The following is a 12,808-nucleotide window of genomic DNA, read 5'->3' as shown; positions in this document are numbered from 1 at the left end:
GGGCGACAGGATCGTCACATGCAGCCGATCTTCGTTCTCGTGCACAGTCCGTCCGTAGGCCCCTCGACCTGGCACCCTGTGGCCGAACACCTGACGGCGGCGGGATACCAGGTGCGGGTGCCGTCCCTGCTGCACATAGGCGCCGGTGCTCCGCCCTTCTGGCCCCACATCGTCGACGCCGTCCGCGACGATCTGCGGCAGGTCCCGGCCGGAAGCCCCGTCACATTGGTGGCACACAGCAACGCAGGATTGTTTCTCCCGACGATCCGCTCGGGCCTCGACCATCCGGTGGCCAGCTCGATCTTCGTCGATGCCGCGCTGCCGGCCCGGCCCGGACCGACCCCCGTCGCCACACCCGAACTGCTCGGGTTCCTACGCCCCATGGCTGTGAACGGCAGGCTGCCGCGCTGGACCGACTGGTGGGACGAGGCAGACGTCGCACCCATGTTCTCCGATCCGCTGGTGCGGCAGACAGTCGTTGAGGAGCAGCCCACCCTGCCGCTGTCCTACTACGAGCAGCACATCCCGGTCCCCGACGGCTGGGACGACCATCCCTGCTCCTACTTGCTGTTCGGTCCTCCGTATGACGACCTTGCCGCCGAGGCGCGCCAACGCAGCTGGGCCGTGGCACACCTGCCCGGCGCACACCTCCATCAGATCATCGATCCTGCTGGCACCGCCCAGCTCCTCGTCGAACTCGCCACTACGACTTGATCCACTTCCGATACACGCCCTAGAGATGCGTCGGAATCCAACCGGTGGGATTCTGCTTAGGCAAGTAGCTCCACTCAGTGGCACTGCAGCCTCTCCAGTGCGCATCGAGCTCTACCCTGATTCCGAAGAGGTGCGCGATGAAGCTTGGGCGTTGCTTGGTGGCTGCCACTCTCCTGGCTCCCTTTGCCCTTATGGGAACGACGGAGTCGGCCGAGGCGGCAACGATCCACCGCGTCACAGTCAAGGGATTTCTGCGCGTGCACGACGACTCTGCCGTCCTGGCGGCAGGCGAAACCAAGATCCGCAACTTCAGTAAAACATTCGAGCTCAAGCATTCCGCCCCTGCGACCTCATGGTTGATCCCTGTGTGCGCCGATGGAGAGACCCTGGGCGAACTGCGCATCCGGCTCCGACTCGAAGACGAACTGGTGACGTCCACCGTGAAGCTCTCCCTGTACGAGTGGGAGGAATGTGATCACACCGATCTCGAAGATGTAGCCACTCCCAACATCCGACAGCTCGGTAACGGGGGAGAAGTGCGATACGTTCTGACGGCGAAAAACAGGGAACCCAGTGACGACAACGCCCATGCGAATTTCTCCGTGACTCACACCTTCGGAGCGCCTACGGAGCCCACGAACGTGACTGTTACCAGGCAGGTGGACCGACTGAGCGGCCTGCGTAAGGTTCACATAACGTGGGGTGATACGAGTGCAGACGAAAAGGGGTACGAGATTCAGAACATCGCCACTCCCGAGCAGACCCGTCGTGTGGGACCGAACAGGGAATTCTACGACTGGGCCCTGCCGCCCCGCGAACTCCAATGCTTCCGAGTCCGTGCGCTCGCCGACCCGACGCCGTCGGACTGGTCGGCGCTGGTGTGCGCGTGAGCTGGTGATGACTCACCCCTGAGGGAACGTTCGCGAATGGGCTGGGCGCCGAGGTCCAAGATGCCCACCCCTCAACCGCCACCGGCAGAAGCCGGGCGGACTCTGAGCAGGCCCGGGAGGCGTGCGCGGGTGGGGACCTACTCGTGCGGAGCGACTGCCTTCAGCCGAGGGAAAGGACATCTCATGCGAAGGAAGACCCTCTCCACCGTGGTCGTGGCCGCTGTGGCGTTCAGCGGGTGGACCGGCGTCACCGCGATGACGGCCGACGCAGCGGTACACGCCGCACCCAGCGCCACCTGCTCCCTCTCGGAAGGCCCCAACAGCACGTTCGGCGTGTCGGGCGAAGGGTTCAGATCCGGCGAACGTGTCACCGTGAAGAACTCGCAGGGCACCACGGTGCGCACGACCACAGCCATCACAGGAGGCTTCTTCGAAGTCACCGGGCTGCCGAACGACACCTACAGCGCCGTGGGACGCCGGGCCAAGGCGATCTGCCCGAAGTGGGTGTCGGACGAGGAGGCCGCGATCAAGTGCACCGTGACCAAGGGCCCTGGAACGACCTACGGCGTGTCCGGCAGGGGATTCCCGGAGGCGGAGACGGTCACGTTGAAGAACTCCTCCGGCGCCGTCGTGAACACCACCCAAACCATCCAGGACGGATTCTTCGAGTTCACCGGCGTCCCCAATGACACATACACCGTCACATCGAAGTTCGCGAAGGTGACCTGTGTCAAGGCCGCCGAGTAGCGGCACCCGCCCGCTCGCGGTCGGCCGACCAGGGCTTGAGAGGGGCACCCCCGCCGAGACGGTCCTCGACGGGTGCCCCCGCGGACTCCTCCGTCGCCATCCCCGGCGACCCTCGTCGGGCAGGGTCGCCTCCTGCCAGGTGCCGCCTTTCCCTTCCGGCCCCGGCTTCTGCTGGGGCGGATCGGGCGGCGTGCGCGTTCATCGTGGTGCCGGATGGCGACGTGAGGTTCGTGTGGCGATGACGGTGGCGGCGGTCGGCGTGGCGCTGGCCGGGATGGTGTCGGCGGGTCCGGCGCAGGCAGCGGACGTGCCGGTCTACCGGGGGCAGGGCGCGAGTGCCTGCACGCCGGGCTACCTGTGCCTGTACGGGAACCGGGACTTCAACGCCCCCGGCCCGGCGCCGATCCTGCGCCTGGACGAGCTGCTGCGGGCGGCCGCGGACGGCTCCCAGGACCTTACAGGCCAGCCGCGGCCTTCTCCCGCAGTGACGCCCAGGCCCGCGCGCTCACCTCGGGGCGCAGCAGTACGTCCGCCGCTGTGCAGGCGAGCGCTTCCGCTGCCGCGAGCAGGACGTGGCGCCCGCGCGGCGACGCGGCCGCGGCGGCGAAGAGAGGCGTGTGGTCGGAGCCGTCGGTGGCGTCCATGATGGCGATGAACGGGTGGATGGCCGGTACGCGCGTGCTCACGTTGCCGATGTCGGACGACCCCAGGTACACGCCGGGCTCCGGTTCGGTCAGCTGGATCCCGACCCGCGCCAGGTGCCCGGCGAACCGGCCGGAGAGCTCGGGGTTGTCGCGGAAGTGCTCGTAGCGACCGCCCACCCGCTCCACGGTGACCTTGGCCCCGGTGGCCGTGGCCGTCCCCGCGGCGCACCGCTCCAGCTCGCCCGCGAGCTCCTCCAGTGCGGCCGTGGTCGCGCCGCGGAGCCCGAATAGCCCCTCGGCGTAGTCGGGCACGATGTTGGTGGCCCGTCCGCCGTCGGTGATGATGCCCTGGATGTGTGACCCGGACGGGAGCCGGCGGTGCAGCACACCGAGGGTGTTGAACAGCTGGATCAGGGCGCCCAGCGCGTCGATGCCCTCGGTCGGGTTGCCCGTGGGGTGCGCGGCGCGACCGTGGAAGCCCGCGCGCACCTGCGCGCTGGCCGTCAGCGGCGCCGAGGACCAGCTGTATACGCCGGGATGCACCATCAAGGCCGCGTCCACGCCGTCGAACACCCCGGCTTCCACCAGCGTGACCTTGCCGCCGCCCCGCTCCTCCGCCGGGGTGCCGACGGCCAGCAGGGAGCCCTGCGGCTCGCCGACAGCGGCCCGCAGGGCGAGGGCCGCCCCCAGGCCGGCGGCGGCGATCAGGTTGTGCCCGCAGGCGTGCCCGAGCCCCGGCAGCGCGTCGTACTCCATGAGCAGCGCCACCCGGGGTCCCGAGCCGCTGCCGGCGGACGCGGTGAAGGCGGTGGGCAGGCCGGCCGTCCCGCGGTCGACGCGGAAGCCCTCCCGTGCCAGCTCCGACGTGAGCAGCCCGGCCGCCCGGTGTTCCTCGTACGCCGGCTCGGGGTCGCGGTGGAGGGCCAGGGCGGTGTCCCACAGGCGGTCGGCACGGGCCGCGACCTCCTGGTGGATCCGGTCGTACACCGCGCCCAGGCCGTCGTCCTCCTGGTGGGCGACGGAGGACACCGGGCCGGGGTGGCCGGGGACGGAACGGTCGAGGTGGTCGGGCACGGAATGCCTCCCTGGGGGGTGCCGGTCGTTCTCCGTACGTGTTCCACGGCGGCGGCCCCCGATGCGCCGTTCCCCGGCTTCGTATCACTGCCGGTCGGCGCGGGGACTCAAAGCGCCCGGACAGAGTCCGTGTCGGCAAGACGTGCGGCTCCCCGAAGAACCGCGCCCTCAATCGCCTCAAGCACCACCGAGCCGTGGCCACGAGATACGACAAGCTCGCCGTCCGCTATGGAGCAACAGCGCTGGTCGCGGCCACCAACGAGTGGCTGTGGTCTAGCTACCCGGACCGTGAGCGTGTCAGCTTCGAGAAGACATCGCTGCGCGGTCGGCCTCGCTGCGGAGAACACAGAATTCATTGCCTTCAGGGTCCGCAAGGACGGCCCAGCCGGCACCATCGGGTTCCCGGCGATCGGCGACGAGGGTGGCCCCGAGGTCCAGCAGCCGCTCGACCTCCTCCTCGCGCGAGGTCTCGGGGCGCAGGCACAGGTGGATCCGGTTCTTGACCGTCTTCGGTTCTGGCACCTGATTGAAGTACAGCAGCGGGCCCTCCGGCAGCATCACCTCAGTCTCCAGGTCACCCGGTTTGCTCTCCGGATGCAGCGGACAGCCGAGCGCCTCGCTCCAGAACCGAGCCAGCTCATAGGCATCCACACAGTCAACCGCCACGTTCTGCACTACCGAAACCATGCACGAGATCCTGCCTGGAGCTCCGCCCGGTCAGCAAACTGCGGCCAGACCACACCAGCACTTTCGCAACAGGCCCTCAACTTGCCGTTTAACGTCTGAATGCGGGGCCGACATGTCAGGGGCTCGCGTTACCTTGCTCGGCTTGAGCCCTGTGGACGTCGTCGAGGTGCCTTGCTTGCCGCCTCACAAGCAACTCGTCGATAGGTTCGAGAACTCGATCCCATGCGGGCTCAGCGTTCCGTGACTGGTTGGGAGTCCGGGCATAGCCCTGAGCTGCGGTGATCGCCTTGTCGTAGAGGTCGTGATCCGTTGGGAGGGCGGTCGCCCGCTCACGTCGCAACCGCGCGATCAGCCACGGCATGTCACGGGACCAGCTCGGGTTCGCCAAGGAGCGCACGCGCAGATATCCCAGTTGATCCCACCATCGGCGGCTGTGCCACTTGCGTGAGTCTGCGGGCGGCAGACCGGGGGGTAGGTCCTTCATTGAACCCATGTTGCCTCGTGGCGGCACTTGTGACTACGGGGTTGCCGTTCAAGCAGTTCGTCTGGGTTTGGTGCCGGTCTTGTGGTGTGCGGGTCGGGTGTATGCCTCGCCGGTGGCGAGGACGCGTCCGACCTCGTAGCGGGCGGTGGGCAGCCGGTTCTTCGAGCCGAGCGGGCGGCCGGGGCCGGGGCGGGTGGGTTTCGGTGCACCGACTGGCGTGCCGGTCTTCGCCCGCAGGTTCCTGAACCCGCGACGGACCCGGGCAGGGGTGAGCCTGTTCGGTTCCGCTGGCCTCTCCCACGGCCTGCGGAGATCGCGCGCTAGGGGGCGGGCGAGTCGGAGCTGAGCGTGCGCGGCCAGGACAAGCCATGTCCAGCGGTCGGCGGCCTGCGAGTCCCGCAGCTTGGGCCGCTGGTGTTTGCCCAGGCACCGGCCGAAGGTATAGCAAAAGGAGCGGTTCGAGGAGGTGTCGGCGTCCGGCCGCAACCACGGCGAGACGTCCACCGCCAGCACCAGCCGACCATCGCCGGCTCGGGGGAGAGGGACACTGGTCAGTGCCCGCCTCAGCCTGGCGACGTCAATTCGACCGCGGTTGATCCCGGAGTACAAGGCCCCGTGCCCGCGCCGATGCTCGGGAGCGAGCGCCAGCGCCAGGTCCACGAGGGTGCGGACCGGACCGTCAGTGCACAGCAACGCGTCGCACAGCTCGAACAGGGCATCGCTCCGCGCGGTCAGGCACGCGTACAACTCCGACCGGAACTCCGCCACCACCGTCAACGCGTCTCGTTGAACCTCATGCTCGACCAGTCCCACGATCCCGGCCTCCGTACTGCGCTGTCGCTCAGCACAGAATCGGCCCGCGGAATCTCACACCGCTGGTGAACTGGGAAAACACAGAACAAGTTCGACCCTCGTTCGACACCGGACCATAAACGTCAAGCTCAAGGGTGTTGCAGAAGGCTCATCTCCGGGCATTTTTCCGATGGCGACGGTGCCCGGCCCGGGCTGGCTGCCAGGCTGGCTCCGTCTGACCTGTGGGTTGAAAAAGCCGCCCACCACACCGGCCGCTTCACCAAGGTGCCCTGGCTCGCGAAGCACCTGCGCGTGCCGACTCCGGCCGACCGGGGGCCGCGGGACAGCCGTCGCGGCCGGAACGCCGGCGCCCGTGCCCAGCGACCGGAGGCTGTCGAGCAGGCGCCCGCCGGCTTTGCCGCCCTCCAGAGCGCCAGGAGCATGCCGGGCCAGAGGGCGCAGATCATCAGTACATGATCTACGCAGCCCACAAAGCGGCGTCCGGCAGCACGAAGGCCCCGACCGCTCGGGGAGATCGGGACCTTCGCATGCCTCGGAGGAAGCTGACGCGGCCCCGACGCCAGAGCGCGGAATCGGGGGCCGCGGACTGCACCGGCCCGGCGTGGGGGTCCAAACCAGTGCACGCGTCGCAGGGCACAACGCACCGCCCACCCGCAAGGAAACGTTCCGCGTCAACGCAAAGCGCTTCCCGCCTCCTGGGAGGTGCTCCCACCGCCGTAGCAGTAGGCCGCGGGGTCCGAGGAGTTGAGGAATACCGCGGCCGGGTCGACGTCGATGCCCTGGTACGGCGCGCCGGAGAAGGCCTGCGCTCCGACGTTCAGGCTGTCGTAGGGGCAGCCGGCCGGGGTGCTGTAGCACGGTGCATCGGTGCCGTGGGGTTCGCCCCAGCGTGTGCCGTGTTGTACGCCACCGTCCAGATGACCCTCTCGGGCAGGGTGGTGCCGACCGGGAAGTCGAACTTCAGCCGGAACGCGAAACCGTTGTGGCAGGTGCCGGTGGCGGTGTTGAACCACCTGCCGCCCGTGCAGTTGGTGTTGTCAGCCGACGGGCGGAACGGGATGACGCTGTTCTCGGTCCTGGAGGCCAGCAGGGCACCCGGCACCGGAGTGGTGCCGGATTCGTCCACCGCATAGATGTTCGTCGTGACGGGGTGGGTGAACGTGGCACCCGGCGTGGTCGTGCAGGTGGTCATGCTGCCGCTCTCGCACGCCCAGCTCGACATCACGACCGCCCGGTCTGCACTGACCTCCGCCCCCCGTGGACCTCTGGAGCCATGAAACAGCGGCTCCCTGGTCCGTGCTGGCAAGAGGGATGAGGCCGTCACAGGAACCGAAGGTGATCTGCGGACGGTTGCAGATCACTCGGGGATCGGCATCGGTTCCAGGTTGTCGGACTCCCATGCCTGCCACTCACTGTTCTCGTCGAGCGCTCTCGTCCGGCCGACGAGTACAGCCGCGACGGGTGTCCTCTCCGCGGGCGGGCTCGGTGTTCGGCTCATGGGCCGCGGACTACACAGCCGGACGCCGGCCCGGCCCGCCCCGCCCGGGGGGATTCCCTGGTTCCGGGGTAGGGCTGGCCGCACCCCCGGCCGGGGGGCCGTCGGATGCCCCTGTGATCAACAGCTACGTAGCGTCGTCGTCATGACCCACACCACGACCCGCGCCCCCTTCCGACAGGCCGTGCATCGCAGGCGAGTGCGCCGGTCCCTGGCCGCCGCGACCGCCGTCGTCCTCACCGCCCTGGCAGCCACCCCGGCGGTCGCGGCGTCCGAACCCCGCCCAGCCCAGCAGAGCACCGGGCGCGGGGCCCTTCTCCGAGTCACTCCCGTCGCCGACCTGAGCCGGGCCGAGGTGGCCGCGTTCCTCAAGGGCGCCGACATCGACCCGGCGACTGTCCGCCACGGTGTGCGCGGATACCGGCTCAGCTACCGGACCCTGACACCTGGGGGCGAACCGACCACCGCCACCGGCCTGTTGGTGCTCCCCAAGGGCGGCGAGCACCGGCTCGACCTGGTGGCCGACACGCACGGCACCATGGTCCACCGCGACTACGCGCCGTCCGTCGCCGAGGACTTCGGTCTCTACGCGCCCTATCTGCACGCCGCCGCGGGACGCGCCGTCGCCGCCCCGGACTACCTCGGGCTCGGCAAGGGCCCCGGCCTGCACCCGTACATGGACACCGCCTCCTCCGTCTCCGCCTCGCTCGACATGCTGCGGGCCTCCCGCACCGCCACGCGTGCGCTCGGCAGGCCGCTCACCGGAGACGTGTACGGCACCGGGTTCTCACAGGGAGGCCAGGTCGCCATGGCGCTGGGCCGCGAGCTGGCGCGGGGAGCGGACGGGCACTTCCGGCTGCGGGCACTGGCGCCGGTCGCCGGACCGTACGACCTGCAGGGCACCGAGATCCCCGCCCTGCTCGACGGCCGTGTCAACGACATCAGCGGCGTCTTCTACATGTCGTACTTCCTCACCGCGCAGAACCGGCTACACCCCGTCTACGGCAACCCGGCCGACGTCTTCCGGCAGCCGTACGCGGGATACGTGGAGGAACTCTTCGACACCCGGCACACCGAGGAGGACATCGTGACGAAGCTGCCCGGGTCGGTGAAGGAACTGCTGACGGACGGCTTCCACGAGCGGCTGCGGCGCCCGGACGGCGGCCTGCTGACCGCGCTCAAGATGCAGGACGGGACCTGTGACTGGAAGCCCGACGTTCCCGTACGGCTGCACAGCGCGGCCGGTGACACGGACGTGCCGATCGCCAACTCCCTCTCCTGCGCGGCCGATCTGGCACGCAACGGTGTGACAGCCCCCGTGGTCGACCACGGGAAGGCCGACCACAACGGGTCCTTCAAGCTGGCAGGGCCGCAGATCGTGCACTGGTTCGACACGCTCGCGCGCGGCTAGGCTCGTCCGGTCGATCACGTCCAAAGCCGGATGATGAGGGTTGCGGCGGTGGCCGGCGCCGAGGTAGACGTAGCTGCGCCTCTTCGCCGGCTCCCGGCTAAGAACTCCTAACGAAATGGTCCTTGAGGTGGTTAGATCGCTCGGGGACTAATTGTTCTGGGGGTGCGGGGTGGCGCGGCCGAAGCCGTGGGAAGTGGATGACGAGTTGTGGGCGGTGGTCGAGCCGCTGGTCCCAAGGGTCGAGCGTCGGTACCGACATCCGGGACGCAAACGGCATCCGGACCGACTGGTGTTCCAGGGCATCCTGTTCGTGCTGCACACCGGGATCGCCTGGGAGTACCTGCCATAGGAACTCGGCTTCGGGTCGGGCATGACCTGCTGGCGTCGTCTGGCGGAGTGGACCGAGGCCGGGGTATGGCACCGTCTGCATGAATTACTGCTCGCCAGGCTGCGCAGCGCGAACGCCTTGGACTTCTCCCGAGCGGTCGTCGACGGCTCCCACGTCAGGGCGTTGCAGGGGGAGCCAAGACAGGACGAAGCCCTGTTGACCGGGGCAGAACCGGCAGCAAACACCACCTGATCACCGATGCCACCGGCATCCCGCTCGCCGCTACCCTCACCGGTGGTAACCGCAACGACGTCACCCAGTTGATCCCACTGCTCCAAGCGGTGCCTCCCGTGCGCGGGAAGCACGGCCGGCCCCGGCGCCGTCCGGACGCAGTGCTAGGCGACCGCGGTTACGGCCACGACAAGTACCGTCGGCTGGTCTGGGGCCTCGGAGTGAAGCCACTGATCGCCCGCCGCGGCACTGAGCACGGCTCCGGCCTGGGCACCCAGCGCTGGGTCGTAGAGCGCGCGTTCGCCCACCTGCACTGGTTCCGCCGCCTGCGGATCCGTTGGGAGATCCGCGACGACATCCACGAAGCCTTCCTCGCCCTCGGGTGCGCACTCATCTGCTGGCGGCGGCTGAACTCGTCCCGTTAGGAGTCCTTACTACGTCACGACCGGGGGCAGCGGTTCACAGGCCGCGTGCCATGCGGGAGGGAGGGCGGCAACGCCGGTGCGGGCGGCGATGACCCCGCCCGCGATGGCGCAGGTGGTATCGATGTCGCCGCGCCCGGCGACCGTGACCCACAGGCCCTCGTGAAGGTCGTCGAGATGCCCCGCCGCACACCACAGGGCGTACGGGACGGTGTCGGGCCCTGACATCCGGTAGCCGGAGCCCAGGACCTCCGCGGCATGCCGAACAGAGGTGTGTTCCGGCATCCGGGCCGCGATCCGCACTCCCGACCGGACATCGCTGTCGGTAAGTCGTTCGGCGACTGCCTGAAGGAAGTCCGATCTGGCCGGGGCAGCCCCACCCCGGCTTCGGGTCGCCAGCGCCGTGGCCAGGGCAACTGCCACCGCTCCGGCGACCGCCTCCGGGTGGTGGTGCGAGACCGAACTCTGACGGGCGGCCTGCTCAGCGGCCACATCGAGATCGGCGCTGTGCCAGGCGCCGAGCGGGGCGGCTCGCATGGCCGCGCCGTTGCCCCAGGAGCCCTGGCCGCCGAACTGTCCGGCGACCACTTCCCGCCAGGGCTCGCCCGCGTCGATCCGGCGCAGCACGTCATGCATCGAGGCTCCATAGCCGCGGTGCGTGTCCTCGGTGTAGGCCGCCGCGAGGCGCAGGGCCAAGCGGTCCTGGTCGACGATGCCCCCGCCCTCGACGAGCTCCCGGACGAGAACCAGCGCTTGAGCGGTGTCGTCACTCCACTGCCACAGCGGTTCCGGGGGCAGCGTCCGCGCCTCCAGGGCTGCCGGACCATGCCTGCGCAGGATGCCGAACCAGCGGTCGCCGAAGGCGTCGCCGAACGCGAGGCCCTGCAACGAGTCCAGTACAGCGGTAGGCATGTTGATCATCAGCGCAGTATCGCAGCGCAGTGGCTCTCCCGCACTCCGATTCCGGAGCCGCCAGGCTTCTGCCTGCGGATCTGTTGGAGATCCACGAATCCTACCTCGCCCTCCGCTGCGCACTCGTCTGCTGGCCTTTCCGTTAGGAGCTCTAAGAGGCGCAGCGGGCACGGGGGTGCTGGGCCTTCTCCGCTGACGGCTGCCTGCCCTGTCCGTGACCACGCCCCCGCCGCGGCTGCGGTCGCGGCTCGAGGGCCTCCCAGGGTCGGGGCTCCAGCGCGCGGTGGGATTCCGGGCTCGGCACGCTGTCCTTGCACTGGCGCTGCATGAGCGTTGAAGGAGCGCTGAAAGGTAGCGGTCGGACGCCCGGGGCGTCCACGCCCTTCGCGATCCCATCTCGCCGGCCAGGCGGGGCTTGGTGGCGAAGGCCACCTCGTCGGGTATTCCGGCGCCCGGCGACGCTCGAGGTCGGTGCACCAGGAGTGCTCGGGCAGGTAGAGCCGACGGTCGATCAACGCCCTCCCCGCCGGGTGGCATAGGCGAGGCGTATTTCCGCTGCGCGCCCGCCGAGGCAGAACCCCAGGTACCTCCGGAGACGGGGTAGCGGGCGGCCAGGCGCGCCGAGGACATGGCATTGCAGCAGGCCACCACCGCTGCCGATGCCAGGCCGAGCAGCAGCCCCGACCCGGCCGCACCGGCCGCTGGAGGCAGGGCGGCGAAGATCCCCGCTCCGATCATCGACCCCAGGCCGATCACCACGGCATCGAACACACCCAGGTGCCGCTGCAACTCACTCGTGCTCGAAGGCCCCGACGCCGCGCCCATCACTCGCTCCCCAACCACACTCCGGCAGATGTACCGGCGCACCGTATGCGAACAAAGTGACGGAACAGGGACCACACCCGGATGAGCCAGAGACGGCAACGTGCTACCCAACCCTGCAGGAATAGCGCGGCCCACGAATCGATCAGCGGTTCGGCCTACCGGGCTGGGGCTGCCCGGCGGGTGGGGACGCTCGCACGGGCGAGGACGGACAACTCGAACGGGCGGAGCGCGTCGGTACGTTCCCACTCCGCAGGGGTGATCGTCTCGCGCTGCCGGGCGTACTCGATCGGCTGGAGCCGGTGCTCAAGCAGGAGGGCGTTCATCTGCTCGATGCTGAGGAACGTTTGCCAGGGCTCGCCCTGCTCGGCCGCCGCTGCCATGACCAGCTCTGCATAGGACTGGCCTGCCTCGTCGCGGAGTTCGGCCGGGAGGAGGTGCTCCACGATGAGCTCTGTGCCGGGTGCGAAGCCGCTGATGACGGCCAGGGTCTGCCTGATCGCCTCCGAGGTCAGGTACATCGTGACCCCCAGCCAGCTGACCAGCGCGGGTCGGCCCCGGTCAAAGCCGGCCCGCACGAGGTGATCGGTGAGTGACCGGGCCGACTCCTTCTCGAAGTCGACCGGGACGAGGAAGGCGGACGGTGGCACCGGTGTCCCCGTCTCAACCAGCAGCGCCCGCTTCCAGTGCTGGGTCGCCGGCTTGTCCACTTCGAACACCCGTACGCCGTCGGCAAGTTCCGACCGGTAAGCGAAGGAGTCCAGCCCCGCACCGAGGATCACGTACTGGTCGACGCCCCGGCCGGCCAGCTCGGCCAGTCGGTCCTCGGTGAAGCGGCTGCGGGTAACGGCCGTCGTCCGCGCGCCGGACAGGACCGGGTGCCCAGGATAGGACCGGTGGTAGCCGAGGAGTTCTTCAGCACGCTCACCCAGGAAGGTCTGTGCCAGGGTGTCGGCGAAGATCGAGGGAGTCTCGTCGACGAGGAGGTGTGCCGCGCGTGCTGCGGCCGACATGAGAGCTGTCTGGCTGGGCTGTCCCTTGTTCATCATGATGCCGGACACTAGTCCAGAAATCCCGTAGGATATCAAAAAAATAAAACTTTTGGAAGCGCTTCCGGGTTCTGTTTTGGTAACG

10 protein-coding genes and 2 pseudogenes are annotated in these 12,808 nt (G+C 68.9%); 5 read left to right on the top strand and 7 right to left on the bottom strand.

The window, feature by feature from the left end; genetic code table 11:
- Positions 1-18 precede the first annotated feature (18 nt).
- The 3 genes from ACZ501_RS10605 (at position 19) to ACZ501_RS10595 (ending at position 2,351) form a co-directional block, all read left to right on the top strand.
- Positions 19-714, top strand: a complete 696-nt coding sequence (locus ACZ501_RS10605; RefSeq protein ID WP_361606643.1) for an alpha/beta fold hydrolase — start codon at positions 19-21, stop codon at positions 712-714.
- A 191-nt stretch (positions 715-905) separates the two neighbouring features.
- Complete coding sequence (locus ACZ501_RS10600; protein ID WP_468794031.1) at positions 906-1,604, top strand: hypothetical protein; 699 nt, start codon at positions 906-908, stop codon at positions 1,602-1,604.
- A 183-nt stretch (positions 1,605-1,787) separates the two neighbouring features.
- Positions 1,788-2,351: a hypothetical protein gene (locus tag ACZ501_RS10595; protein ID WP_361606637.1), complete on the top strand. Its 564-nt coding sequence runs from the start codon at positions 1,788-1,790 to the stop codon at positions 2,349-2,351.
- Positions 2,352-2,806: 455 nt separating this feature from the next.
- On the opposite strand, the gene ACZ501_RS10590 is transcribed toward ACZ501_RS10595, so the two are convergent.
- The 4 genes from ACZ501_RS10590 to ACZ501_RS10575 all read right to left on the bottom strand — a co-directional run bounded on the left by ACZ501_RS10590 (position 2,807) and on the right by ACZ501_RS10575 (position 7,245).
- The gene (locus ACZ501_RS10590; protein WP_468795457.1) at positions 2,807-4,024 is read right to left on the bottom strand and encodes an amidohydrolase; all 1,218 of its coding nucleotides are present in this window, start codon (positions 4,022-4,024) and stop codon (positions 2,807-2,809) included.
- A gap of 342 nt (positions 4,025-4,366) precedes the next feature.
- Positions 4,367-4,756, bottom strand: coding sequence for a VOC family protein (locus tag ACZ501_RS10585; RefSeq protein WP_468794028.1), 390 nt, complete (start codon positions 4,754-4,756; stop codon positions 4,367-4,369).
- A 532-nt stretch (positions 4,757-5,288) separates the two neighbouring features.
- Complete coding sequence (locus tag ACZ501_RS10580; protein WP_468794025.1) at positions 5,289-6,053, bottom strand: transposase; 765 nt, start codon at positions 6,051-6,053, stop codon at positions 5,289-5,291.
- Between the two features lie 817 nt (positions 6,054-6,870).
- Positions 6,871-7,245, bottom strand: coding sequence for a hypothetical protein (locus ACZ501_RS10575; protein ID WP_468794023.1), 375 nt, complete (start codon positions 7,243-7,245; stop codon positions 6,871-6,873).
- A 448-nt stretch (positions 7,246-7,693) separates the two neighbouring features.
- Between ACZ501_RS10575 and ACZ501_RS10570 the strand changes: the two genes are divergently transcribed.
- Both ACZ501_RS10570 and ACZ501_RS10565 read left to right on the top strand, forming a co-directional pair.
- The gene (locus tag ACZ501_RS10570) at positions 7,694-8,959 is read left to right on the top strand and encodes an alpha/beta hydrolase (RefSeq protein WP_468794020.1); all 1,266 of its coding nucleotides are present in this window, start codon (positions 7,694-7,696) and stop codon (positions 8,957-8,959) included.
- Between the two features lie 169 nt (positions 8,960-9,128).
- Positions 9,129-9,943 (top strand): annotated as a pseudogene (locus ACZ501_RS10565) (IS5 family transposase).
- A 9-nt stretch (positions 9,944-9,952) separates the two neighbouring features.
- On the opposite strand, the gene ACZ501_RS10560 reads toward ACZ501_RS10565, so the two are convergent.
- The 3 genes and pseudogenes from ACZ501_RS10560 to ACZ501_RS10550 all read right to left on the bottom strand — a co-directional run bounded on the left by ACZ501_RS10560 (position 9,953) and on the right by ACZ501_RS10550 (position 12,687).
- Positions 9,953-10,861 (bottom strand): ADP-ribosylglycohydrolase family protein, encoded by a 909-nt coding sequence (locus ACZ501_RS10560; RefSeq protein ID WP_468795454.1) that lies wholly within the window; start codon positions 10,859-10,861, stop codon positions 9,953-9,955.
- A 384-nt stretch (positions 10,862-11,245) separates the two neighbouring features.
- A pseudogene (locus ACZ501_RS10555) lies at positions 11,246-11,376 on the bottom strand (transposase); the annotation flags it as partial.
- Between the two features lie 456 nt (positions 11,377-11,832).
- Complete coding sequence (locus tag ACZ501_RS10550; protein WP_468794018.1) at positions 11,833-12,687, bottom strand: class I SAM-dependent methyltransferase; 855 nt, start codon at positions 12,685-12,687, stop codon at positions 11,833-11,835.
- Between the last annotated feature and the right edge of the window lie 121 nt (positions 12,688-12,808).

Source organism: Streptomyces sp. NPDC034085, assembly GCF_055575555.1.
Note: the sequence above shows the minus strand (reverse complement) of the source record. Positions and strands in the feature narration are given on the sequence as shown.

Coding starts and splice junctions, on each gene's coding strand:
- ACZ501_RS10560 (WP_468795454.1), bottom strand. CDS start 10,861: ATGATCAACATGCCTACCGCTGTACTGGACTCGTTGCAGGGCCTCGCG.
- ACZ501_RS10595 (WP_361606637.1), top strand. CDS start 1,788: ATGCGAAGGAAGACCCTCTCCACCGTGGTCGTGGCCGCTGTGGCGTTC.
- ACZ501_RS10575 (WP_468794023.1), bottom strand. CDS start 7,245: ATGACCACCTGCACGACCACGCCGGGTGCCACGTTCACCCACCCCGTC.
- ACZ501_RS10570 (WP_468794020.1), top strand. CDS start 7,694: ATGACCCACACCACGACCCGCGCCCCCTTCCGACAGGCCGTGCATCGC.
- ACZ501_RS10585 (WP_468794028.1), bottom strand. CDS start 4,756: ATGGTTTCGGTAGTGCAGAACGTGGCGGTTGACTGTGTGGATGCCTAT.
- ACZ501_RS10605 (WP_361606643.1), top strand. CDS start 19: ATGCAGCCGATCTTCGTTCTCGTGCACAGTCCGTCCGTAGGCCCCTCG.
- ACZ501_RS10600 (WP_468794031.1), top strand. CDS start 906: ATGGGAACGACGGAGTCGGCCGAGGCGGCAACGATCCACCGCGTCACA.
- ACZ501_RS10550 (WP_468794018.1), bottom strand. CDS start 12,687: ATGTCGGCCGCAGCACGCGCGGCACACCTCCTCGTCGACGAGACTCCC.